Annotated in this window: 24 protein-coding genes and 1 tRNA gene; 17 read left to right on the plus strand and 8 right to left on the minus strand. The window is 56.7% G+C overall.

From position 1 onward, the window contains the following. Positions 1–213: 213 nt before the first annotated feature. Positions 214–1017: a 2,5-didehydrogluconate reductase DkgB gene (gene dkgB / locus RRF55_RS21895; RefSeq protein WP_439419167.1), complete on the plus strand. Its 804-nt coding sequence runs from the start codon at positions 214–216 to the stop codon at positions 1015–1017. Positions 1018–1062: 45 nt separating this feature from the next. Here dkgB and yafC read toward each other — a convergent pair whose 3' ends face one another. Further along, positions 1063–1968: a DNA-binding transcriptional regulator YafC gene (gene yafC / locus RRF55_RS21900; RefSeq protein WP_002889616.1), complete on the minus strand. Its 906-nt coding sequence runs from the start codon at positions 1966–1968 to the stop codon at positions 1063–1065. A gap of 104 nt (positions 1969–2072) precedes the next feature. Between yafC and RRF55_RS21905 the strand changes: the two genes are divergently transcribed. The 3 genes from RRF55_RS21905 to RRF55_RS21915 all read left to right on the plus strand — a co-directional run bounded on the left by RRF55_RS21905 (position 2073) and on the right by RRF55_RS21915 (position 5025). After that, positions 2073–3263: an MFS transporter gene (locus RRF55_RS21905; RefSeq protein ID WP_032414551.1), complete on the plus strand. Its 1191-nt coding sequence runs from the start codon at positions 2073–2075 to the stop codon at positions 3261–3263. Between the two features lie 102 nt (positions 3264–3365). Then, positions 3366–4163, plus strand: a complete 798-nt coding sequence (locus RRF55_RS21910) for an endonuclease/exonuclease/phosphatase family protein (RefSeq protein WP_002889629.1) — start codon at positions 3366–3368, stop codon at positions 4161–4163. A gap of 91 nt (positions 4164–4254) precedes the next feature. Beyond that, positions 4255–5025, plus strand: coding sequence for a class I SAM-dependent methyltransferase (locus RRF55_RS21915; protein ID WP_002889630.1), 771 nt, complete (start codon positions 4255–4257; stop codon positions 5023–5025). Positions 5026–5082: 57 nt separating this feature from the next. Here the strand turns inward: RRF55_RS21915 and mltD are convergent, their stop codons facing one another. After that, positions 5083–6450, minus strand: a complete 1368-nt coding sequence (gene mltD, locus RRF55_RS21920; RefSeq protein WP_004210407.1) for a murein transglycosylase D — start codon at positions 6448–6450, stop codon at positions 5083–5085. 71 nt (positions 6451–6521) lie between these two features. Then, entirely contained in the window at positions 6522–7277 is a 756-nt protein-coding gene (gene gloB / locus RRF55_RS21925) for a hydroxyacylglutathione hydrolase (RefSeq protein WP_004145833.1), read from the minus strand. Positions 7278–7309: 32 nt separating this feature from the next. On the opposite strand from gloB, the gene RRF55_RS21930 reads away from it, so the two are divergent. Beyond that, a complete protein-coding gene (locus RRF55_RS21930) occupies positions 7310–8032 on the plus strand; it encodes a class I SAM-dependent methyltransferase (protein WP_002889685.1) in 723 nt (240 codons plus the stop codon). Here the strand turns inward: RRF55_RS21930 and rnhA are convergent. Next, the gene (rnhA, locus tag RRF55_RS21935; RefSeq protein WP_002889686.1) at positions 8029–8496 is read right to left on the minus strand and encodes a ribonuclease HI; all 468 of its coding nucleotides are present in this window, start codon (positions 8494–8496) and stop codon (positions 8029–8031) included. The genes RRF55_RS21930 and rnhA overlap by 4 nt on opposite strands. Positions 8497–8560: 64 nt before the next feature. Between rnhA and dnaQ the strand changes: the two genes are divergently transcribed. Together dnaQ and RRF55_RS21945 are read left to right on the plus strand one after the other, a co-directional pair. Further along, on the plus strand, positions 8561–9292 hold the full coding sequence (gene dnaQ, locus RRF55_RS21940) for a DNA polymerase III subunit epsilon (protein ID WP_004152034.1): 732 nt from the start codon (positions 8561–8563) through the stop codon (positions 9290–9292). Positions 9293–9425: 133 nt separating this feature from the next. After that, a tRNA-Asp gene (locus tag RRF55_RS21945) sits at positions 9426–9502 on the plus strand. A gap of 59 nt (positions 9503–9561) precedes the next feature. Here the strand turns inward: RRF55_RS21945 and RRF55_RS21950 are convergent. Further along, complete coding sequence (locus RRF55_RS21950) at positions 9562–10443, minus strand: LysR family transcriptional regulator (RefSeq protein WP_016530025.1); 882 nt, start codon at positions 10441–10443, stop codon at positions 9562–9564. A 103-nt stretch (positions 10444–10546) separates the two neighbouring features. Here RRF55_RS21950 and eamB point away from each other — a divergent pair, with 103 nt between their 5' ends. After that, positions 10547–11137, plus strand: a complete 591-nt coding sequence (gene eamB / locus RRF55_RS21955; protein WP_002889688.1) for a cysteine/O-acetylserine transporter — start codon at positions 10547–10549, stop codon at positions 11135–11137. Positions 11138–11167: 30 nt separating this feature from the next. Here eamB and RRF55_RS21960 read toward each other — a convergent pair whose 3' ends face one another. Both RRF55_RS21960 and fadE read right to left on the minus strand, forming a co-directional pair. Then, complete coding sequence (locus RRF55_RS21960) at positions 11168–11938, minus strand: amidohydrolase (RefSeq protein WP_002889689.1); 771 nt, start codon at positions 11936–11938, stop codon at positions 11168–11170. 178 nt (positions 11939–12116) lie between these two features. Then, positions 12117–14561: an acyl-CoA dehydrogenase FadE gene (gene fadE / locus RRF55_RS21965; protein ID WP_002889690.1), complete on the minus strand. Its 2445-nt coding sequence runs from the start codon at positions 14559–14561 to the stop codon at positions 12117–12119. A 239-nt stretch (positions 14562–14800) separates the two neighbouring features. On the opposite strand from fadE, the gene lpcA reads away from it, so the two are divergent. Beyond that, positions 14801–15382 (plus strand): D-sedoheptulose 7-phosphate isomerase, encoded by a 582-nt coding sequence (gene lpcA / locus RRF55_RS21970; protein WP_004145825.1) that lies wholly within the window; start codon positions 14801–14803, stop codon positions 15380–15382. Positions 15383–15456: 74 nt separating this feature from the next. Further along, a complete protein-coding gene (locus tag RRF55_RS21975) occupies positions 15457–16224 on the plus strand; it encodes a class II glutamine amidotransferase (RefSeq protein WP_002889696.1) in 768 nt (255 codons plus the stop codon). Here the strand turns inward: RRF55_RS21975 and dpaA are convergent. Continuing rightward, positions 16195–16935: a peptidoglycan meso-diaminopimelic acid protein amidase gene (dpaA, locus tag RRF55_RS21980; RefSeq protein WP_002889699.1), complete on the minus strand. Its 741-nt coding sequence runs from the start codon at positions 16933–16935 to the stop codon at positions 16195–16197. The two genes, RRF55_RS21975 and dpaA, sit on opposite strands and share 30 nt — an antisense overlap. A 411-nt stretch (positions 16936–17346) precedes the next feature. Here dpaA and RRF55_RS21985 point away from each other — a divergent pair, with 411 nt between their 5' ends. From RRF55_RS21985 to nqrM, 7 genes are read left to right on the plus strand one after another with little or no spacing between them, the layout of a single operon-like run. Beyond that, on the plus strand, positions 17347–18690 hold the full coding sequence (locus RRF55_RS21985; protein WP_002889702.1) for a Na(+)-translocating NADH-quinone reductase subunit A: 1344 nt from the start codon (positions 17347–17349) through the stop codon (positions 18688–18690). 3 nt (positions 18691–18693) lie between these two features. After that, positions 18694–19932, plus strand: coding sequence for an NADH:ubiquinone reductase (Na(+)-transporting) subunit B (locus RRF55_RS21990; RefSeq protein WP_002889703.1), 1239 nt, complete (start codon positions 18694–18696; stop codon positions 19930–19932). After that, positions 19925–20719: a Na(+)-translocating NADH-quinone reductase subunit C gene (locus RRF55_RS21995; RefSeq protein WP_004177336.1), complete on the plus strand. Its 795-nt coding sequence runs from the start codon at positions 19925–19927 to the stop codon at positions 20717–20719. Before RRF55_RS21990 ends, RRF55_RS21995 begins: the two co-directional genes overlap by 8 nt. After that, the gene (locus RRF55_RS22000) at positions 20712–21350 is read left to right on the plus strand and encodes an NADH:ubiquinone reductase (Na(+)-transporting) subunit D (protein WP_002889716.1); all 639 of its coding nucleotides are present in this window, start codon (positions 20712–20714) and stop codon (positions 21348–21350) included. The genes RRF55_RS21995 and RRF55_RS22000 overlap by 8 nt, the downstream gene beginning before the upstream one ends. Before the next feature lie 6 nt (positions 21351–21356). Then, positions 21357–21953: an NADH:ubiquinone reductase (Na(+)-transporting) subunit E gene (gene nqrE / locus RRF55_RS22005; RefSeq protein ID WP_282863293.1), complete on the plus strand. Its 597-nt coding sequence runs from the start codon at positions 21357–21359 to the stop codon at positions 21951–21953. A 12-nt stretch (positions 21954–21965) separates the two neighbouring features. Next, complete coding sequence (gene nqrF / locus RRF55_RS22010; protein ID WP_002889720.1) at positions 21966–23189, plus strand: NADH:ubiquinone reductase (Na(+)-transporting) subunit F; 1224 nt, start codon at positions 21966–21968, stop codon at positions 23187–23189. Between the two features lie 2 nt (positions 23190–23191). After that, a complete protein-coding gene (gene nqrM / locus RRF55_RS22015) occupies positions 23192–23407 on the plus strand; it encodes a (Na+)-NQR maturation NqrM (RefSeq protein ID WP_004178678.1) in 216 nt (71 codons plus the stop codon). Positions 23408–23500: the final 93 nt, after the last annotated feature.

Here is a 23500-nt window from a genome sequence, read left to right on the forward strand (position 1 = left end):
CTGCCTGTCACGCAGGGGGTCGCGGGTTCGAGTCCCGTCCGTTCCGCCACTTATTAAGAGCCCTGAGCATTTGCTCAGGGCTTTTTTGTTTGATCTGTTCTCTATTATTGCTAATTCAGCAAAAATCCTCTGCATTAATCGCTCTTTTTCCCCTCCACACCATCAGCCATAATTTCATCCGTTAACCGAAATGAAGAAATAACGAGGAAAATCATGGCAATCCCTGCATTTGGTCTTGGCACCTTCCGTCTGAAAGATGATGTTGTTATCGCATCCGTAAAAACCGCGCTGGAGCTGGGCTATCGTGCTATCGACACCGCGCAAATCTATGACAACGAAGCCGCGGTGGGTCAGGCTATCGCCGAAAGCGGCGTGCCGCGTGATGAGCTGTTCATCACTACCAAAATCTGGATCGAGAACCTGAGCAAAGACAAACTCATCGCCAGCCTGCAAGAAAGTCTGCAGAAGCTGCGCACGGACTATGTTGACCTGACGCTCATCCACTGGCCATCACCGAACGATGCGGTTGCCGTTGAAGAGTTTATGGCAGCCCTGATGGAAGCGAAGAAGCTGGGTCTGACCCGTCAGATTGGTATCTCCAACTTCACTATTCCACTGATGGAGCGCGCGATTGCCGCCGTTGGCGCTGAAAACATTGCGACCAACCAGATTGAACTCTCGCCGTATCTGCAAAACCGTAAAGTCGTCGACTGGGCACGTGAGCACGGCATCCACATCACCTCTTACATGACGCTGGCTTATGGTAAGGCGCTGAAAGATGAAGTGATTGCCCGTATCGCGGCGAAACATAATGCGACTCCGGCACAGGTTATCCTGGCATGGGCGATGGGCGAGGGGTACGCGGTGATCCCGTCCTCGACGAAGCGTGAAAACCTGGCCAGCAACCTGAAGGCGCTGGATCTGCAGTTGGATGATGAAGATCGACAGGCGATCGCTGCGCTGGATTGCAACGATCGGCTGGTGAGCCCGCAAGGTCTGGCGCCGCAGTGGGATTAATCACTCGCTACCGGTATGCCGTTCGCCCTGCCGCCCGAGAAGGTATTACGACAGCTCCTTCGGGAGCTGTTTTACGTGGTCGCTCAGAAAATCAATAAATGCCCTGATGCGAGTGCTGACCGCCCGGTCGCTGTAATAGACGGCACTGAAAGGCATTTCCACCGGTAAGCGCTTATCCGCCAGTAGCTCGACAAACTCTCCGCTGGCAATCTCTTTATCCACCATGTAATCCGACAGGCAGGCAATACCGTTGCCGGTAAGGCACAGCTGCTTGAGCGTTTCGCCGCTATTGGATGACACCGCCGCTTCGATCTCTAACAGCTGGCCATCGCAACAGGATACCGGCCAGGTATTCAGCGATACCGGCTCGGTGAAGCCGAGGCAGTGATGCTGTTTCAGATCGGATGGATGCTGCGGCATACCGTAGCGCGCGACATAGTCGGGCGAGGCGACGATCTTACGATAGCTGGTAAACAGCGGTCGGGCGCGCAGGCTGGAATCCGTTAAGGTCCCGGCCCGAATGGCCACATCCACTTTCCGTTCAATCAGATTGATAAACGTCTCAGACGAGACGAGCGACAGCGTCATTTCCGGGTAGCGCTCGCGAAATGGCTTCACCAGCGGCATGAGAAAATGCAGCATCACCGGCGTCGCGGCATCTACCCGCAGCAGGCCCCGCGGCGTCGTGCGCGTCTCCAGCAGATCGTTCTCTGCCGCCGCCATTTCCTGCAAGACCACCTGCATACGGCGAAAATAGCGCTCGCCTTCTTCTGTCAGGCTGAGCTGGCGGGTGGTCCGATTGAGCAGGCTTACGCCTAGCTTTGATTCCAGCTTTTTGACCGCCCGGCTGACGGCGGAGTTGGCCTGTCCGAGCTGCTCGGCCGCCCGGCTGAAACTCCCGCTTTCCACCACCGCCACAAAGATGGCGATCTCCTCTGATGTGGCTCTCATTATTGCACCTATAGCAAAATTCTATTGATACTTTGATAGTTTTTGTTATTTATACAACCCTTCATACTACGTGTCATCTTAATCCTGATGCTACGGAGTAAATTATGCCACTGGCGCTATTTGCCTTAACCATCGGTGCCTTCGCAATTGGCACCACTGAATTTGTGATTGTCGGCCTGGTCCCGACCATTGCTCAGCAACTCTCTATCTCTCTGCCTTCGGCGGGACTGCTGGTCTCTATCTACGCGCTGGGCGTGGCGATCGGCGCCCCGGTACTGACGGCGTTGACCGGGCGTATGCCGCGTAAACAGCTGCTGCTGGCGCTGATGGTGCTGTTTACGGCGGGTAACATACTGGCCTGGCAGGCCCCGGGCTATGAAACGCTGATCCTGGCGCGACTGCTGACTGGTCTGGCGCACGGCGTGTTCTTTTCTATCGGCTCGACAATCGCCACCAGCCTGGTGGCAAAAGAGAAAGCAGCCTCGGCCATCGCCATTATGTTCGGTGGCCTGACGGTCGCGCTGGTGACCGGCGTTCCCTTTGGCACCTTTATTGGCCAGCATTTCGGCTGGCGGGAAACCTTCCTCGCGGTATCGATTCTCGGGGTGATTGCGCTAATCAGCAGTCTGCTTCTGGTGCCGAATAATATTCCGGGCCGCGCCAGCGCCAGCCTGCGCGATCAGCTGAAAGTATTAACCCATCCGCGCCTGCTGATGATCTACGCCATTACCGCGCTGGGCTATGGCGGCGTGTTTACCGCTTTTACCTTCCTGGCGCCGATGATGCAGGAGCTGGCCGGCTTCAGCCCGTCAGCGGTGAGCTGGATCCTGCTGGGCTATGGTGTCTCGGTGGCTATAGGTAACGTGTGGGGCGGCAAACTGGCCGATAAGCATGGCGCCGTCTCCGCGCTGAAGTTTATCTTCGCTGCGCTGGTTGTGCTGCTGCTGGTCTTCCAGCTGACCGCCAGCGTTCACTATGCCGCGCTGGCGACAGTGCTGGTGATGGGCGTTTTCGCCTTCGGCAACGTGCCGGGTCTGCAGGTCTATGTGGTGCTAAAAGCCGAACAGTACACGCCTGGCGCCGTCGACATCGCTTCCGGCCTGAATATTGCCGCCTTCAATATCGGTATCGCGCTGGGGTCGATCGTCGGCGGACAGACGGTCGAACGGTACGGTCTGGCGCAGACGCCGTGGATTGGCGCGATGATTGTGCTGGTCGCTTTGCTGTTGGTGGTCCTGAGCGGACGTTTAGATAAATTGCCACGCCGTTCGGCAGCGCTTTCTCCCGAAGGCTAAGGGTTTCTCGCAATTTGCATTGAAAGTGTATGGGAAAATCCCTATAACAGAATAACCAGTCGTCGTCGGGCTGGTTTCTGTTATCGAGGATTAATGCCCAAATTGCGAAAGAACACCTACGCCATGCGCTATGTCGCCGGACAACCTGCGGAGAGAATATTGCCTCCGGGGGCGTTTGCGGGCGTAAGTCCGGTTTATCCCGCCGGCACGCCGTTAAGCAGCGATGAGAAGATCCGCGTGCTGGTATGGAATATCTTCAAGCAGCAGCGCGCAGAGTGGCAGTCGGTCCTCAAAAATTTCGGCAAAGATGCGCATTTGGTCCTGTTGCAGGAGGCGCAAACTACCCCAGAACTGGTCCGGTTCGCGACTTCAAACTATCTGGCCGCCGATCAGGTGCCGGCGCTGGTATTGCCGCAGCATCCTTCCGGCGTAATGACGCTGGCCTCCGCGCACCCCATCTATTGCTGTCCGCTGCGCGAGCGCGAGCCTATTTTGCGATTGCCGAAATCGGCGTTAGTGACCGTTTATCCGCTGCCGGATGCGCGGTTGTTGATGGTAGTCAATATCCATGCCGTCAACTTTAGCCTTGGCGTCGACGTCTACAGCAAACAGCTGCTGCCAATTGGCGATCAGATCGCCCATCACAGCGGGCCGGTGATCATGGCCGGCGACTTCAATGCCTGGAGCCGGCCGCGGATGAATGCGCTGTACCGCTTTGCGCGTGAGATGTCGTTACGCGAAGTTCGTTTCTCAGACGATCAGCGCCGCCGCGCGTTTGGTCGTCCCCTCGATTTTGTGTTCTACCGTGGGTTAAGCGTGCACGATGCTTCCGTGCTGGTGACCCGCGCCTCCGACCACAACCCGCTACTAGTCGAATTCAGTCCCGGCAAGCCTGATTAATTTAAGGTTGGTCAGGCCTGCCATGGGGCAGGCCTGCGCATGCATGGTGCTGCCTTTTATTACTCAAAAAAAACCGTAAGGACAAGACAACATGACAACACGCTCTCACCATGACAACGTCGAAAAGCAGTTCGGCTCCCAGGCCAGCGCCTATCTGACCAGCGCCGTACACGCCTCTGGTCGCGATCTGCAGCGGCTGGCGGAACGGCTGGCTGATTTTCCTCAGGCGAAAGTGCTGGATATGGGCTGCGGGGCAGGGCACGCCAGCTTTACCGCGGCGGGACAGGTTGCCGAGGTGACCGCCTATGATTTATCGAGCCAGATGCTGGAGGTCGTTGCCGCCGCGGCAAAGGAGAAAGGTTTTAGCAATATCGTGACCCAGCAGGGGTACGCCGAAACGCTGCCGTTCGCTGATGCCAGCTTTGATGTGGTGATTAGCCGCTACTCTGCTCACCACTGGCATGACGTTGGCCAGGCGCTGCGTGAGGTGAAACGTGTTCTCAAGCCGGGCGGGGTGATTATCGTGATGGACGTGATGTCGCCGGGTCATCCGGTACGTGATGTCTGGCTGCAGACGGTGGAAGCCCTGCGCGACACCTCGCATGTGCGTAATTATTCCAGCGGCGAGTGGTTGACGCTGGCGACTGAAGCGGGGCTGGTGGTTAACCAGTTGTTGACCGATCGCCTGCCGCTGGAGTTCAGTTCATGGGTGGCGCGGATGCGTACTCCTGAGCCGCTGGTGGAGGCGATTCGCTTATATCAGCAGAGCGCTTCGGCGGAGGTCAAAGCGTACTTCGAGTTACAGGAGGACGGATCGTTTACCAGCGATACCATTCTGTTCGAAGCGCATAAAGCGGTTTAATTTAGGCAACAAAAAAGGCACCGGGGAAGTCGGTGCCTTTTTGTCGAACCAGAGGTATCAGGACTCTGGTCGATCGTTATTTTTCACAAACAACGTTAGCTGATCGCCTGGGCGCAGGTTGTCGGTATCGCTGTTCCAGCGCATCACGTCGCGAATATTAACGCCGTGACGTTTGGCGATGCTCGACAGCGAATCGCCTTTACGAACGCGATAGGTGATGCTATCGCTGTTGTTCGCCAGACGCTGGGCGCTGCTGCCTGCGCCAATAACCAGATTCTGCCCAACCTTTAATCCAGAGCCGCGCAGGTTATTCCACTGCTGCAGATCGCGGGTCGTCACACCAAGACGGGAAGCAATCCCGGAAATGGTGTCGCCGGAACGCACCTTATAGCTACGGCTGGTCAGCGGCGTATTGTCCGCGAGCTGCGTCGGCTGCACGGCGGCAATGTCGCCAGAGGCCAGCGATTCACGCAGCTGTGCGGCGTGCTTCTGCGGCACCATGACGTACTTTGGCCCGCTCGCGCCCAGCGTTGACCCTTTTACGCCCGCATTGAACGTCTTCAGCTTGCTGACCGGCATACCGGCCATGTCCGCGAGCTGAGAAATATCAACCGGACTGTCGAGGCGAACGCGCGCCAGCGCACGGCTTTCATCAGCCGTAGGCAGCTTTACGCCGTAACGTTTGCTGTTTTTGAGAATGTCGCTCAATGCCAGCATTTTCGGGACGTAGATTTTCGTTTCATGCGGCAGAGACAGCGACCAGAAATCGGTGGGTTTGCCACGCGAACGGTTCGCTTTTACTGCCTTCATGACCCGGCCTTCGCCGCTGTTATAGGCTGCGACCGTTAACAACCAGTCGCCGTCGAACATTTTGTTCAGACGTTGCATCATGTCCAGCGCCGCGGTAGTAGACGCGACGACATCACGACGCGCATCGTAACTGCGGGTCTGTTTTAAACCATAATTGCGCCCTGTGCTCGGAATGATCTGCCAAATGCCTGCGGCATTGGCGCCAGACGTCGCGTGTGGGTCAAAAGCGCTCTCCACTATGGGTAGTAATACCAGTTCCATTGGCATGTTACGTTTCTTAACCTGCCCGGCTATCCAGTACATATACGGCTCTGCCCGTAAAGTTACATCGTGGAGATAGCTCTTATTTCTTAAGTACTTCTGTTTCTGTTCGCGAATCCGGGGATTATCCGGTATTCCCATCTTTAGCTCGTCGCCTATGGAAGTCCACAGATCCTGGTCTTGCGCGTAGAAGGTTCCATCATCTAACCAGCGCGCTTGACTTGTGAACTTGCCTGCTTCCCCTTGACCAGCCGCAGAAAGGCTCTGTGCTCGCTGTTCGACGGTGCCATCGTGCTTAGACGCCTGGCACCCCACCAGCAGGACAGAGGCGAGTAATATCGCTCGTGCCTTCATGTGTGTGTCAATAGTTGCTTAAAAGACGACCAAGGATAACGGCGAAGTTGGCCGATGACAAGAATTAAATATCAGAAGTCATCTTTCTTTGACCTTAACCATGCAAATCGCGCCACAGAGTGTTGCAAATTTGTTTCTTTGTTAATTTTGTCAATTAAATCAATATCATTTACGCGTAAAAATAAATTTATACGCCGCTCATTTTTCAGAGTTACGGGTAGTGTTTTTTGTTTTTTTGCACGTAACTCATTAACTTTATGATAGTAATCGTTTATGTCCCTATCATCTGGCAGGATACTCAATGCAAACTTCATATTCGCTAACGTATATTCATGTGCGCAACATATGAGGGTTTCTTCAGGAAGGGCATTAATTTTCATAAATGATTGATACATCTGCTCTGCTGTACCTTCGAACAGCCTTCCGCAGCCGCCGGAAAACATCGTATCGCCACAGAACAGATAAGGTTCGCTGTAGTAACAGATATGTCCTAATGTGTGACCTGGCGTAGAGAAAATGGAAAAATCGTGCCCGAGAATTGACAGCCGATCGCCATCGCCTACCACCTGAGTGACGCCTTTATCCTGGGTTTCCGCCGGCCCGTAAACCACTATAGAAGGGAATTTCTCACGTAATTGTTTTACGCCGCCGACGTGATCCTGATGATGATGGGTCAGTAAAATAGCCTCGGGCTGCCACTGGTTTTCCTCGATGGCCGCCAGAACCGGCGCGGCTTCGCCTGGATCTACGATGATGCAGCGGCCGTTATTCTCACTGAGAACCCAGATGTAGTTGTCCTGAAACGCGGGAATACTGATAAGATTCATAAATTACCTCTAAAGCGTAGCGGAAGGTGGCAATGAAGCCGGCAAGGATACCTCACACAGTGACAGCGCCTGAGCATTGGTCCAGTATGCCGTGGGGCGAATACTATCGCGAAACGCTGGAGCAGCAGATGAAACCGTGGCTGGCTAAATTATATGGCTTTCATCTGCTTAAGATTGGCAATCTGAGCGCGGAAATCAATACCGAAGCTTGCGCCATCTCGCACCAGGTGAATGTCTCGCTGGCGGGAAATCCAATGCAGGTCCGGGCTGACCCGCTGCATTTACCCTTTGCCGAAAAGTCCGTTGACGCCTGCCTGCTGGCGCACACCCTGCCGTGGTGTAGCGATCCGCATCGTCTGCTGCGGGAAGCCGATCGTGTACTGATCGATGATGGCTGGATGATCCTGACCGGGTTTAATCCGGTCAGCCTGATGGGGTTGCGTAAGCTGGTGCCGGTCCTGCGCAAAGGAACGCCTTATAATAGCCGTATGTTTACGCTGATGCGCCAGCTGGACTGGCTGGCGCTGCTCAACTTTGAAGTGCTGCACTATGGACGTTACCAGGTTTTGCCCTGGTCGCGCCATGGCGGCAAATTGTTGAGCACCCATCTGCCGGCGCTGGGCTGTTTGCAATTGATTGTCGCCCGCAAACGGACCATTCCGCTGACGCTCAATCCGATGAAATCCGGCAAAGCGAAAACTCAGCTGCGGCCGGCGGTGGGCGCCACCCGGCAGTGGCGCAAAGGGCAGAATTAACTCTCAGGCAGGTAGCCGACATCGTCCAGTGTGGGGTGGGAGGCCGCCGCGCGCGCCAACTCGTCGCAGCGTTCATTTTCAGGATGGCCGGCGTGGCCCTTTACCCATTCCCATTTAATTTTATGCTGGCCAAGCGCGGCGTCCAGCCGCTGCCAGAGGTCGACATTTTTCACCGGCTTTTTCTCTGCCGTTTTCCAGCCGCGCTTTTTCCAGTTGTGGATCCACTGGGTGATCCCCTGACGAACATACTGGCTGTCAGTGCTGAGCACTACTTCGCAATGCTCTTTTAACGCTTCCAGGGCAACAATTGCCGCCATCAGTTCCATGCGGTTATTGGTGGTCAGACGGTAGCCAGCGCTGAAGGTTTTTTCGTGCTGGCGGTAGCGCATGATGGCGCCGTAGCCGCCAGGTCCTGGATTACCCAGGCAAGAGCCGTCGGTGAAAATTTCTACCTGTTTGAGCATCTCTGGTAGACTTCCTGTAATTGAAATCGATTTGTAAACGATAAGTCTGACATAAATGACCGCTATGAGCACTGCAATTACGCGCCAGATTGTTCTCGATACCGAAACCACCGGTATGAACCAGATCGGGGCACACTACGAGGGACACAAGATCATTGAGATCGGCGCCGTGGAGGTGATCAACCGCCGCCTGACCGGTAACAATTTTCACGTCTATCTGAAGCCCGATCGGCTGGTGGATCCTGAAGCATTCGGCGTACACGGGATCGCCGATGAGTTCCTGCTGGATAAACCTACCTTTGCCGACGTGGCTGATGAGTTTATGGATTACATCCGCGGCGCGGAGCTGGTGATCCATAACGCCTCGTTCGATATCGGCTTTATGGATTATGAATTCAGTAAGCTAAACCGCGGCATCGGAAAAACCGAGACCTTTTGTAAAATCACCGACAGTTTGGCGCTGGCGCGGAAAATGTTTCCTGGCAAGCGCAACAGCCTCGATGCGCTATGTTCGCGTTACGAAATAGACAACAGCAAGCGTACGCTGCACGGGGCGTTGCTCGATGCCCAGATCCTTGCCGATGTCTATTTGATGATGACCGGCGGCCAGACTTCGATGGCGTTCTCTATGGAAGGCGAAAGCCAGCAGCAGGCGGGAGAGATGGGAATTCAGCGCGTCGTCCGCGCCGGCAGTCAGTTACGCGTGGTTTATGCCTCAGATGAAGAACTGGCGAACCATGAATCCCGCCTCGACCTGGTACAAAAGAAAGGCGGAAGCTGCCTGTGGCGTGCCTGATAGCCACTAAAATGAATTAAAAGTAGGCGGTTGGGTGATTTTTGCAGCAAACGATTCAAAATGGTAGAAAAAGCGTTGACGGGGTAGAGGGGAATCCGTAATATTCGCCTCGTTCCCAACGGAACAACAACGCGGAGCGGTAGTTCAGTCGGTTAGAATACCTGCCTGTCACGCAGGGGGTCGCGGGTTCGAGTCCCGTCCGTTCCGCCACTATTCAGAAAGCCTGAGTCAGCAATGATTCAGGCTTTCGTCGTTTTCGTCGCCGAATTTCAGCGCACCTCTTGTTCCTCCTGCATGCACTGCATAAATACCCGCATCGCCGGACTGATAGCCTTCCCGGCATGGTGGGCGCAGAGCGCATGGATCGTCAACGGCGTCTCGCTGAATGGCAGCTCAACCAGCGTCCCGCGCTTGAGCTCGTCCTCCACCGCAAAGCGTGGCAGAAAACTCACTCCCAGATTTCCCGCCACGCACTGCTTGATACTCTCAATACTCCACAGCTCAATGGTGTTCTCCAGAGTAATTTCGCGCTGGCGCAGGGTGCTTTCAAAAATCTGCCGGAACACGCACTGGGGTTCGTTGATGATAAAGCTCAGCGGGATATGCTGCCGCGGGCGCATGAAGTCTACCGGCGCCTGCTCGACCGATGCGACCAGCGCCAGCGACTGCTGGCCAAGCTCCATTATCGTGAGCGCGTCATCGTTACCCACCCGGTAAAACACCCCCAAATCGACCTCGTCGGCAAGCAGCGCATCGCGGATGCTGTAGCAGTTGAGCGACTGCAGCGACAGGCGCACTTTCGGAGCGCGTTGCTTAAAACGCTGCAGCACCCGCGGCATTTTATACGCCAGCAGCGTTTCGCCAGTGGCGACGCGAAGTTCGCCGCCGGGCTCATCGTCCTGGCGTGCCGCCTGACGAATCGAGGCCATCACTTTAGTCAGGTCGTAGACATGCGGCAGGACCTTCTTACCGGCGGCGGTGAGACACATCCGCCGGCCGATTTTCTCAAACAGCGGGATGGCAAGCTCCTGCTCCAGCTGCTGGATATGAAAAGTCACGGTGGACTGAGTGCAGCATAGTTTCTGCGCCGCGCGCAGAAAGGAACCTTCTTCGACAACAGTTTTGAAGGTGATGAAGCGTCGCAGATCCATATTTCCTCTTTGTATCGATATTATCGAAGCGAGAATGAAAAAATATTCATTTTTTTAAATTATCAGCTTCGGGTAGTGTCTGCCAGACAAGAGGAGAAAACCCGTGACACCTACCCTGATAAGCGCCTTTTTAACTTACACTTTGATCACCGCCCTGACACCCGGGCCCAACAATATCCTGGCGCTGAGCAGCGTCACCTCCCATGGTCTACGCCGCAGCCTGCGGGTGCTGGCCGGGATGAGCGTCGGGTTTATTATCACTATGTTGATTTGCGCGGCTTTAACCTTTTCGCTGGTTGAACTCGACTCACGCTTTACCCTGGTATTGGGATGGATTGGCGCGGCGTACATCCTGTGGCTGGCCTGGCAGATTGCCAAAAGCAAACCGGCGACAGGGATGCCGAGTGTAGAACCGGTAGGCTTTTGGGCGAGTCTGGGGCTGCAGTTCGTCAACGTTAAAATTATTCTGTATGGCATCACCGCGCTCTCTACCTTTGTTCTGCCCGTTACTCGCGAGCCTGTTTGGCTTATCAGCGTGAGTCTGCTGCTGGCGGCGATTGGCGCGCTGGGAAATCTGTGCTGGGCGCTGGCGGGGCATCTGTTTCAGCGCCTGTTTTTGCTGTACGGGCGGCAACTGAACTGGATGCTGGCTGCGTTATTGGTCTACTGTGCTGTGCGGATCGTGGTGGAATAAAAAGGGAGCGCAGCGGCTCCCGAAGGGTGATTAGCCGATCGTGAAAGGATCGGCATCGCGCCAGGCGGGGAATTTTTCACGATATTCCTGAAGGGCGCTCAGCGACAGCTCGGCATCAAGACGAGTGGCCTGATGCGGATCGGCGGTGGCGATAATCTCCCCCTGGGGATTGATAATCCGACTATCGCCGCGGTAATGATGGCCGTTGCCGTCAGTGCCAACCCGGTTACAGCCGGCGACATAGGCCTGGTTTTCAATCGCGCGGGCGATCAGCAGCGACTGCCAGTGCAGCGAGCGCGGCGCCGGCCAGTTGGCGACATACAGCGCCAAATCATAGTCGTTCTGATTACGCGACCATACCGGAAAGCGCAGGTCGTAACAGACCAGCGGCAGGATTCGCCATCCACGCCATTCAAAGACCACGCGCTGGTTTCCGGCCTCATAGTGATGATGTTCATCGGCCATACGGAACAGGTGCCGTTTATCATAATGGTGCACCGTACCGTCAGGCTCGACCAGCAGGAAGCGGTTAACAGCGCCGTGTTCAGTTTGCAGCGCAGCGCTGCCGGCAATCAGCGCCTGGGATTGCGCAGCCCGGGCATGCATCCACTCCACCACGTCGGCCTCGGGTAAAGACTGTTTTGCCGCTTCCATGGCAAAGCCGGTGGTAAACATCTCTGGTAAAACAATCACATCGCGCCCGGTGATTCCTTCCAGTTGGCGATCAAAATGGCGCAGGTTGGCAGGGCCGTCCATCCAGACCAGCGGTTGTTGCAACAGCGAAATTTTCAGGCCAGGCACAATGGTCAACTCCATTCTCATGAGGGGGTTAGGTTAACTGTAACACCATATCAGCCGCGCGGCGGTCCGCGGAATATTTTGTTAAAAAAATGCTACTGATGGAAACGAAAGGGGAGGAGAGGGCGAAAAAAAGGCGGGGAAAGTTCCCCGCCCGGCGTGTGATGTGGTAGTGGTTTTATTATGCAGCTTCAACTTTACGAACTTTTTCCGGCAGCTTTACCGGCTTTGTCGCCAGCTCCTCTGGCGCAAAGTCGTCGACGTTAATGCTGCGCAGACGGCTATGCTCTGCACGGGTAAGAATGGCGGCCTCATCCTGACTGATTAATCCTTTGGCCAGCGCGTTGTGGGCCAGCTCATCCAGACGGGTGAACGGCAGATTTTTACCCAACTCTTTGCAGATCCGCTGGTGGATAGGATCGGCCGCCATCACTTCCAGCAGGGCCTCTTCCAGCAGGCCTACCGGGTTATGCTCGCTCGGCGTCAGATACTGACCGCGACCGATGCGGGAGCGCGTGGCGCTGGGCACCTGCAGAATTTTGGCGACCTGGTGGTCCAGCCTATCCGACGGCGCATGATGATGACGGCCGGTCGGGAAGATGACCAAGCGCATTACGCCTGCCACCAGACGGTTCGGGAAATTGTCCAACAGATCGTCAATGGCTTGCTCGGCCTGGTGCAGCGCGTCCTGTACCCCCCAGTGAACCAGCGGCAGATCGGCTTCATTGCGTCCTTCATCGTCATAGCGTTTCAGCACCGCCGAGGCCAGGTACAGCTGGCTTAACACATCCCCCAGACGGGCGGAGATACGTTCGCGTCGCTTGAGGCTGCCGCCGAGCACCGCCATTGAGACGTCTGACAGCAGTGCCAGGTTGGCGCTCAGACGATTCATTTGCTGATAGTAGCGACGGGTGGCGTCACGGGTCGGCGCGCTGCTGGTGCGCCCGCCGGTCAGGCCCAGCCAGAAACTCCGCACTTTATTACTGCCGACATGGCCGATGTGTTTGAACAGCAGCTTGTCATAGGCGTTCAGGTCATTATTCTGCGCGGCGGCCATCTCCTCCAGTACGTACGGATGGCAGCGAATCGCCCCCTGACCGAAGATCATCATGCTGCGGGTCAGAATGTTTGCGCCTTCCACGGTGATGGCGATAGGCGCGCCCTGATAGGCCCGGGCGAGGAAGTTGCCTTCGCCCAGCATAATGCCTTTCCCGCCGGTAATATCCATCGCGTCGATAATGGAGCGCTGGCCGCGGTGGGTGCAGTGATATTTCACAATAGCGGACAGCACTGCAGGTTTCTCGCCGAGCATGATGCCGTAGGTGATCAGCGACGCCGCAGCGTCCATCACATAGGCGTTACCGGCGATACGCGCCAGCGCCTCTTCAATCCCTTCCATTTTGCCGATGGAGATTTTGAACTGGCGGCGAATATGGGCGTAAGCGCCAGTCGCCATGGCAACGGATTTCAGACCACCGGTGGCGTTGGACGGCAGAGTAATACCGCGGCCGACCGATAGACATTCAACCAGCATGCGCCAGCCCTGACCGGCCATGCTTGGGCCGCCGATGATGTAATCGATAGGCACGAAGATATCTTTGCCGCGGGTTGGACCGTTCTGGAACGGCACGTTCAGCGGGAAGTGGCGACGGCCGATTTCCACGCCCGGGGTGGAGGTGGGGATCAGCGCGCAGGTGATACCCAGCTCTTCTTCTCCGCCCAGCAAACGATCCGGGTCAGAGAGTTTGAAAGCCAGCCCCAGCACGGTGGCGATAGGCGCCAGCGTGATATAACGTTTGTTCCAGGTCAGGCGCATCCCCAGCACCTGTTGACCCTGCCAGTCGCCCATGCACACCACGCCGGTATCCGGGATGGCGCCGGCGTCAGAGCCCGCTTCCGGGCTGGTGAGAGCGAAGCAAGGGATTTCCAGGCCGCGTGCCAGACGCGGCAGATAATGATTCTTCTGTTCTTCGGTACCGTAATGCTGCAGCAGTTCGCCCGGGCCCAGCGAGTTCGGGACGCCGACGGTAATCGCCAGGATGCCGGAGACGCCAGAGAGTTTCTGCAGTACTCGTGCCTGAGCGTAAGCGGAGAACTCAAGTCCGCCATACTCTTTCTTAATGATCATCGCGAAGAAGCGGTGCTCTTTCAGATAGGCCCACAGCTCCGGCGGCAAATCGGCCATTTCGTGGGTGATGGCGAAGTCGTTAGCCATCCGGCAGGCTTCTTCAACTGGGCCGTCGAGGAAAGCTTGCTCTTCGGCGGTCAGCCGCGGCTGCGGATAGTTATGTAACTTTTGCCAGTCAGGATTGCCGCGAAACAGATCGCCTTCCCACCAGGTGGTGCCGGCGTCGATGGCTTCTTTTTCCGTGCGCGACATCGGCGGCATCACCTTGCGGAATGTGCGAAACGCCGGTGCGGAAATCATGGATTTACGCATAGGCGCAAAGTTAAACGGCAACAGTATGATCGCCAGCGGCAGCAGCAGCCAGATATTCCACACTCCGGCCGCGCCGAGCGCCGCGGTCCAGGCGAGCAAAATCACGCTGCTGAGCAGCAGGCTGACCCGGTGATAGAAGAGCGCGCCGAGTAAAACGACGGTTGCAACAATACTCAAAATCATCATAGAGAAATGCTCCCTGAGCTTGTAGGAGGTCTGACCACTTGTGATGTATTGGTTGTAGTGCATGCGTTTTTATTTAGCAATGTGTTTACAAAATAATTACAACCTTGCTCACATTGTTGTATGCAAAAGCGGCACATAAAATCAAAAGAGCGAGGGATAACGCTGCCTGCTGCTTCTCGCTTCGACGGCTATCCGGTACACTGCCGGGGTTATTCCACTCATACTGAAGGATTATCCTCATGTACCAGGATCTTATTCGTAACGAACTGAACGAAGCCGCGGAAACGCTGGCTAACTTTCTGCAGGACGAAGCCAATATCCATGCTATCCAGCGTGCCGCTGTCCTGCTGGCGGATAGCTTTAAGGCGGGTGGGAAAGTGCTGTCCTGCGGTAACGGCGGTTCCCATTGCGATGCGATGCATTTTGCGGAAGAGCTGACCGGACGTTATCGCGAAAACCGCCCGGGTTACCCGGCCATCGCGATCTCCGACGTCAGCCACCTCTCCTGCGTGAGCAATGATTTTGGCTATGAGTATGTGTTCTCCCGCTACGTTGAATCCGTTGGCCGCGCAGGCGATGTGCTGCTCGGTATCTCCACGTCTGGCAACTCCGGCAACGTGATTAAGGCCATTGAGGCCGCGCGGGCGCAGGGGATGAAAGTGATCACCCTGACCGGTAAAGACGGCGGTAAAATGGCCGGTAGCGCTGATGTGGAAATTCGCGTGCCGCACTTTGGCTACGCCGACCGCATCCAGGAGATCCATATCAAAGTGATCCACATTCTGATTATGCTGATCGAAAAAGAGATGGCGAAAGGCTAACAGGCAGGTGAGTGTGTACTGTTGACGGTGGCCTCGCTCCGGCGCCGTCGTGATTTGTGAGGGTGAGGTGATCTATGTGCGAACTGCTCGGGATGAGCGCCAATGTGCCAACCGATATCTGTTTTAGCTTTACCGGGCTGGTGCAGCGCGGCGGCGGGACGGGGCCGCATAAAGACGGCTGGGGCATTACCTTCTATGAAGGTAAAGGCTGTCGCACATTCAAGGATCCCCAGCCGAGCTTTCAGTCGCCGATCGCGAAACTGGTTCAGGATTACCCCATTAAGTCCTGTTCCGTCGTCGCCCATATTCGTCAGGCCAACCGCGGGAGGGTGGCCCTGGAGAACACCCATCCCTTCACCCGCGAACTGTGGGGGCGCAACTGGACCTATGCGCACAATGGGCAGCTAAAAGGCTATAAGTCACTGAAAACCGGTAATTTTCATCCGGTAGGTGAAACCGACAGTGAAAAAGCGTTTTGCTGGCTGCTGCACCGTTTAACCGAGCGCTATCCGCGCACGCCGGGCAATATGCTGGGCGTTTTCAAGTATATCGCCACCCTCGCGGGTGAACTACGTGAGAAAGGGGTGTTCAACATGCTGCTGTCGGACGGGCGCTACGTAATGGCGTTCTGCTCGACCAATCTGCACTGGATCACCCGGCGAGCGCCGTTCGGCGTGGCAAAACTGCTGGACCAGGATGTGGAGATCGACTTTCAACGCGAGACCACACCCAACGATGTGGTCACGGTTATCGCCACGCAGCCGCTGACGGCCAATGAAACCTGGCATAAGATCATGCCAGGCGAGTGGGCGTTATTTTGTCTCGGGGAGCGTGTAGTTTGAGGCCAGCTGCGGCTGGACAACCTCGTGGCTGAGCGGCTTGCTCACCACATAGCGGCCGTCGGTCACTGATACGACCGGCGGTTTGTGGGTCTGCTGGAAATAGTCATAGCCAGGCTTGAGCTGTTTCCAGAAATCCGCGTAGTAGGAGTATTTGTGGCGTTCCATGTTGGCGTTGGTCATGCGGAACGGATAGATACTCACCTGCACGCTTGGCTGGCCGAAGACTAAAGCGCCGGTCACGAACTGGAAGATCTCATCGATACCGCTGTCGGTCATGGCGTAGCAGCCGACTGAGACGCAGTCGCCGTGGATCATCAGGTATTTCCCTTCATAACCATGGGCGCGATCGTAGGCGTTCGGGAAGCCGATGTTAATCGCTTTATAGAAGCGGCTGTCGGGTTTGAGCTGGCTGCGGGTGACGTTATAGAACCCTTCCGGACTCTTGAAATCGCCCTGGCGCTGTTTCGGACCGAGGCCACCGGAGTAGTTGCAGATCCGGTAGCTGTCGAGGAGCTGGTAGGTCTCACCCATTTTGACGTAAAGATCGAGCATGCGCTCTTCTTTAAAGATCTCAATGTAAACCGGTGAACCCATTAATTGCTGCTTATATTCTTTGCTTACCGGCGTTGTCGGGCTGTTGCTGCTGAGCAGCCCGGCAAATGACACGCACGGCAACAGAAGCATCGCAATAAATAATGCGATTTTGCGCATACTGCTTGTTCCTTGATAAAACAAAATAGCCACATTGCCAGGACGGCAAGAGAGACCCGAAATCAGAGTTTTCTGGATTTAGAGCGCTCACATTAGCATCACGGCATTTTTTCGCAAGGGCGACGTGGCGGCGTTTACAAATCAGCCTCACTTTATACCCTGCCAGCGACGAAAACACAGTGAGAACTTTGCGCAATAGCTCGCATTTTAGAAGCACTTATCGCCCCTTGCGCTACAGCCGCCGCTCACGAAATGTTACACTTGCGCCGGTTCATCATCAGAGTAAGAAAGGATGCTTCTCTTCCGTCCTGAGCGCTACTGGCGCCGTTTCGCCCTTTCTTCTCTGCCATTCTGTCAATAAGCTGGCCCTGACCTGCGTCGGGGTTGAGGTTACGGATACCTGCTAACGATATGATTAAAATCACGAAAGGGCTGGATTTGCCCATAGCTGGCATGCCATTACAGCAGATTTCTCCCGCGCCAGCGGTGAAGCGCGTCGCGCTACTCGGCGAAGAGTACGTTGGCATGCGTCCCGCGATGGCGGTTAAAGAAGGCGATCGGGTCAAAAAAGGTCAGATCCTGTTCGAAGATAAAAAGATCCCTGGCGTCTGCTTTACCGCCCCGGCGAGCGGGATCGTCAGCGCGATCCACCGCGGCGAACGGCGCGTGTTGCAGTCGGTGGTGATTGATATCGAGGGCAATGACGCGGTGGCGTTTACCCGTTACGCCGCGGACGCGCTGGCCGAACTGCCGCGCGACACCGTACAGCAGCAGCTGCTGGCGTCGGGCCAATGGACGGCGCTGCGTACCCGACCGTTCAGCAAAACGCCGCTCCCGGGGAGCACGCCCGCCGCTATCTTTGTTAACGCCATGGACACCAATCCGCTGGCGGCGGAGCCGCAGCCGATTATTCTGGCCGAACGTGCCGCCTTCGACGCCGGTCTTACCGTGCTCACGCGCTTGACCGACGGGAAAGTGCACGTCTGCCAGCCCAGCGGCGGCAAGCTGGGCGGTCATCCTCTCGGCCAGGTCTGTTTCAATCAGTTCAGCGGGCCGCACCCGGCGGGGCTGCCGGGAACGCATATTCACTTTCTGGAGCCGGTGAGCCTGAATAAGCAGGTCTGGCACCTCAATTATCAGGACGCGATCGCCATTGGTAAGCTTTTCCTCGACGGGGAGCTCTACTGCGAACGGATAATTGCGCTCGGCGGCCCGCAGGTAACATCTCCGCGGCTGGTCAAAACGACGCTCGGCGCCAGCCTGGAGGATCTGCTGGCAGGTGAGCTGCAGGAGGGGGAAAACAGGGTCATTTCCGGCTCGGTGCTTAGCGGCGCCCGCGCCCATGGCCCTCACGCCTTCCTGGGGCGCTTCCATCTGCAGGTGAGCGTGGTCAAAGAAGGGCGGGAAAAAGAGCTCTTCGGCTGGGTGATGCCGGGCAAAGAGAAATTCTCGATTACCCGCACCACGCTGGGCCATTTCTTCAAGCGCAAGCGCTTTCATTTTTCCACCGATACCAACGGCGGCGAGCGGGCGATGGTGCCGATCGGCAACTACGAGCGGGTGATGCCTCTGGATATCCTGCCGACCATACTGCTGCGCGATCTGCTGGCCGGAGACACCGACAGCGCTCAGGCGCTGGGCTGTCTGGAGCTGGATGAAGAAGATCTGGCGCTGTGCACCTATGTTTGCCCTGGAAAGTATGAATATGGCCCGGCGCTGCGCAGCGTGTTAACCCGGATTGAGCAGGAAGGATAAGAGATGGGCTTAAAGCACCTGATTGAGAAACTTGAGCCGCATTTCACGCATGGCGGCAAGCTGGAAAAATATTACCCGCTGTATGAGGCGGCGGCGACCATCTTCTACACGCCGGGCCAGGTAACCCGCGGCGCGGCGCACGTGCGCGACGCCATCGACCTGAAGCGGATGATGATCCTCGTGTGGTTTGCCGTATTCCCGGCGATGTTCTGGGGCATGTACAACGTTGGGCTGCAGACCATTCCGGCGCTGCACAAGCTATACGGCGCCGAACAGCTGCAGCAGGCGATCGCCAACAACTGGCACTACAGCGTCGCCCAGTGGTTAGGCGTCAGCTTCAGTGCCGACGCCGGCTGGCTGAGCATGATGACCCTGGGCGCGGTATTTTTCCTGCCTATCTACCTCACCGTCTTTATCGTCGGCGGCTTCTGGGAGGTGCTGTTCGCGATTGTGCGCAAGCATGAGATTAACGAAGGTTTTTTCGTTACCTCTATTCTCTTCGCGTTGATTGTGCCGCCCACGCTGCCGCTGTGGCAGGCGGCGCTGGGGATCTCCTTCGGCGTGGTGATCGCCAAAGAGATTTTCGGCGGCACCGGGCGCAACTTCCTCAACCCGGCGCTGGCGGGGCGCGCGTTCCTGTTCTTCGCCTATCCGGCGCAGATTTCCGGCGATCTCGTATGGACCGCGGCGGACGGTTTCTCCGGCGCCACGCCGCTCTCCCAGTGGGCCAGCGGCGGCGGTGAAGCGCTGGTGAACGTGGCGACTGGCGTGCCGGTGAGCTGGATGGACGCCTTCCTCGGCAATATTCCCGGCTCAATTGGCGAAGTGTCAACACTGATGATCTTCATCGGCGGGGCGATCATCCTCTTTGGCCGCGTCGCGTCCTGGCGCATCGTCGCCGGGGTAATGATCGGCATGATCGCCACCGCCACCCTGTTTAACGTTATTGGCTCCGACACCAACCCGATGTTCGCTATGCCATGGTACTGGCATCTGGTGCTCGGCGGTTTCGCCTTCGGGATGATGTTTATGGCGACGGACCCGGTATCCGCCTCGTTTACCGATAAAGGGAAATGGAGTTACGGGGTGCTGATCGGCGTGATGTGCGTGCTGATCCGCGTGGTGAACCCGGCTTATCCGGAAGGGATGATGCTGGCGATCCTCTTCGCCAACCTCTTCGCACCGCTGTTCGATTATCTGGTGGTGCAGGCCAATATTAAGCGGAGGAAGTCGCGTGGCTGAGAAGAAAAGTAACGATAGCATCGGCAAAACGCTGCTGGTGGTGCTGGTGCTTTGTCTGGTCTGCTCCATCGTGGTGGCGGGCTCGGCCGTGGGGCTGAAATCCCGCCAGCAGGCGCAGCGGGCGTTGGATAAGCAGCGCAATATCCTGGCAGTGTCAGGGCTGATGCACCCCGGTATGGATGCGGATGCGGTAGCGGACACCTTCGCGGCGCGCATTACCCCGCGACTGGTGAATCTGGCCACCGGCGAACTGCTGGAGAAAGACCCGGGTAAATTTAATCAGGCTCAGGCGCTGAAGGATCCGCAGCAGAGTATGGCCCTGGATGCCAGTCAGGATCCGGCTGGTATAAAGCGACGCAGTAATCTGGCGGAAATTTACCTGGTGCGCGACGCGCAGCAGAAGATTGAGCAGGTGGTGCTGCCCATTTATGGCAACGGCCTGTGGTCGATGATGTATGCCTTCGTGGCGCTGGACGTCGATGGCCGCACGGTAAAAGGCATTACTTACTACGATCAGGGCGAAACGCCGGGGCTGGGCGGCGAGGTGGAAAACCCGAACTGGCGCCAGCAGTTTGTCGGCAAGCAGGTGCTGGATGACAACGGCATGCCGGCGCTGAAGGTGGTGAAAGGCGGCGCGCGCGCAGGCGATCTCCACGCGGTTGACGGTTTATCCGGCGCCACGCTGACGTCCAATGGCGTACAGCATAGCTTTGATTTCTGGATGGGCGAACTGGGCTTTGGTCCGTTCCTGAAAAAGGTTCGTGAGGGAGAGCTGAATAATGGCTGAACAGAGCGATATGAAAGAGGTGAAGCGCGTGCTGGTGGGGCCGCTCATCGCCAATAACCCCATCGCCCTGCAGGTGCTGGGCGTCTGCTCCGCACTGGCGGTAACCACCAAACTGGAAACCGCCTTCGTGATGACCATTGCGGTGACCCTGGTGACGGCGTTCTCCAGCATGTTTATCTCGATGATCCGCCACCATATTCCCAATAGCGTGCGCATCATCGTGCAGATGGCGATCATCGCCTCGCTGGTGATCGTGGTGGATCAGCTGCTGCGGGCTTTCGCCTATGAGACCTCCAAACAGCTGTCGGTATTCGTCGGGCTTATCATCACCAACTGCATCGTGATGGGCCGCGCCGAAGCCTACGCCATGAAGTCGCCGCCGCTGGCGAGCTTTATGGATGGTATTGGCAACGGTCTCGGCTATGGCGCGATCCTGATTATCGTCGGCTTCCTGCGCGAGCTTATCGGTAGCGGCAAGCTGTTCGGTATCACGGTGCTGGAGACGGTGCAGAACGGCGGCTGGTATCAGCCGAACGGCCTGTTCCTGCTGGCGCCGAGCGCGTTCTTCATTATCGGTTTGCTGATCTGGGCCCTGCGTAGCTGGAAGCCTGAGCAGCAGGAAAAGGAGTAATCGGTGATGGCTCATTACATCAGCCTGTTTGTCCGCGCGGTGTTCGTTGAGAACATGGCGCTGGCCTTCTTCCTCGGGATGTGCACCTTTCTTGCGGTGTCGAAAAAGGTCTCCACCGCCTTCGGCCTCGGCGTCGCGGTGACGGTAGTGCTGGGGCTTGCCGTGCCAATCAATAACCTGGTCTATAACCTGGTGCTGCGCGACGGCGCGCTGGTTGAGGGGATGGATCTCAGCTTTCTTAACTTCATCACCTTTATCGGAGTGATCGCCGCGCTGGTGCAGATCCTCGAGATGATCCTCGATAAGTATTTTCCGGCACTGTACAACGCGCTGGGCATCTTCCTGCCGCTGATTGCGGTTAACTGTGCGATTTTCGGCGGCGTGTCGTTCATGGTGCAGCGCGATTACAACTTCCCGGAGTCCATCGTCTACGGCTTCGGCTCCGGCATTGGCTGGATGCTGGCGATCGTGGCGATGGCGGGGATCCGCGAAAAAATGAAGTACGCCAACGTGCCTGCCGGTTTGCGCGGGTTAGGGATCACCTTTATCACCACCGGACTAATGGCGCTGGGCTTTATGTCCTTCTCCGGCGTGCAGCTATAAGGGCGAATAAGTATGGAAATTATTCTTGGCGTCGTGATGTTCACGCTGATTGTGCTGGTGCTGTCGGGGCTTATCCTGGCAGCGCGCTCAAAGCTGGTGAACGCGGGCGACGTGGTTATTGAGATCAATAACGAAGCGGATAAACAGATCCGCACCCCTGCGGGTGACAAACTGCTGAACACGCTGTCCAGCAACGGGATCTTCGTCTCCTCCGCCTGCGGCGGCGGCGGCTCCTGCGGCCAGTGTCGGGTAACTGTTAAAGAGGGCGGCGGGGATATCCTGCCGACCGAGCTTTCGCATATTACTAAGCGGGATGCCAAAGCCGGTTGCCGTCTGGCCTGTCAGGTGGCGGTGAAGCAGAACATGAAGATTGAACTGCCGGAAGAGATTTTCGGGGTCAAAAAATGGGAGTGTGAAGTTATCTCTAACGATAACAAAGCCACTTTCATTAAAGAGCTCAAGCTGCGGATCCCGGAGGGGGAGGTGGTGCCGTTTCGCGCCGGGGGCTATATTCAGATTGAATGCCCGCCGCATAAAGTGGCCTATGCAGATTTTGATGTTCCCGATGAATACCGTTCAGACTGGGATAAGTTCAACCTGTTTCGCTATGTCTCTGAGGTGAAAGAGCCGACCCTGCGCGCCTACTCAATGGCTAACTATCCGGAAGAGAAGGGCATCATTATGCTCAATGTGCGCATCGCGACGCCGCCGCCGAAGGTCCCGGATGCGCCGCCGGGGATCATGTCATCCTATATCTGGTCGCTGAAGCCGGGCGATAAGGTGACGATTTCCGGGCCGTTTGGCGAGTTCTTTGCTAAAGAAACCGACGCCGAGATGGTGTTTATCGGCGGCGGCGCCGGGATGGCGCCGATGCGTTCGCATATTTTCGACCAGCTCAAGCGCCTGCACAGCACGCGCAAAATCAGCTTCTGGTACGGCGCCCGTTCGCTGCGCGAAATGTTCTACGATGAGGAGTTTGAACAGCTGGCGCGCGACAATCCAAACTTTACCTTCCACGTCGCGCTCTCCGATCCGCTGCCGGAAGATAACTGGACCGGGCATACCGGCTTTATCCATAACGTTCTGTACGAGAACTATCTACGCGATCACCCGGCGCCGGAAGACTGCGAGTTCTACATGTGTGGGCCGCCGGTAATGAACGCCGCGGTAATTAAGATGCTCAAAGATCTGGGCGTCGAGGACGAGAATATTCTCCTCGACGACTTTGGAGGCTGACGATGCTGACGGTATTTATCGCGACCTTTGTGATTTTTGCGCTGGTGATCTTCGGCATGTCGCTGGGCTACCTGGTGAAGCGCAAGAGCATCCAGGGCAGCTGCGGTGGGATCTCCGCGCTGGGGCTGGAGAAAGTCTGCGATTGTCCGGAACCGTGCGACGCGCGTAAAAAGCGCCTCGCCCGCGAGGCGCAGCGTCAGCAGCGGCGTATTTTGTAATGCCCGGCGGCGCTGCGCATGCCGGACCTGCTGCTTCAGTTTTGTAGGCCGGGTAAGGCGCCAGCCGCCACCCGGCATAAAGCGGCTCCGTGC

The organism is Klebsiella sp. K47, assembly GCF_051858335.1.
GTDB classification, from domain to species: domain Bacteria; phylum Pseudomonadota; class Gammaproteobacteria; order Enterobacterales; family Enterobacteriaceae; genus Klebsiella; species Klebsiella pneumoniae.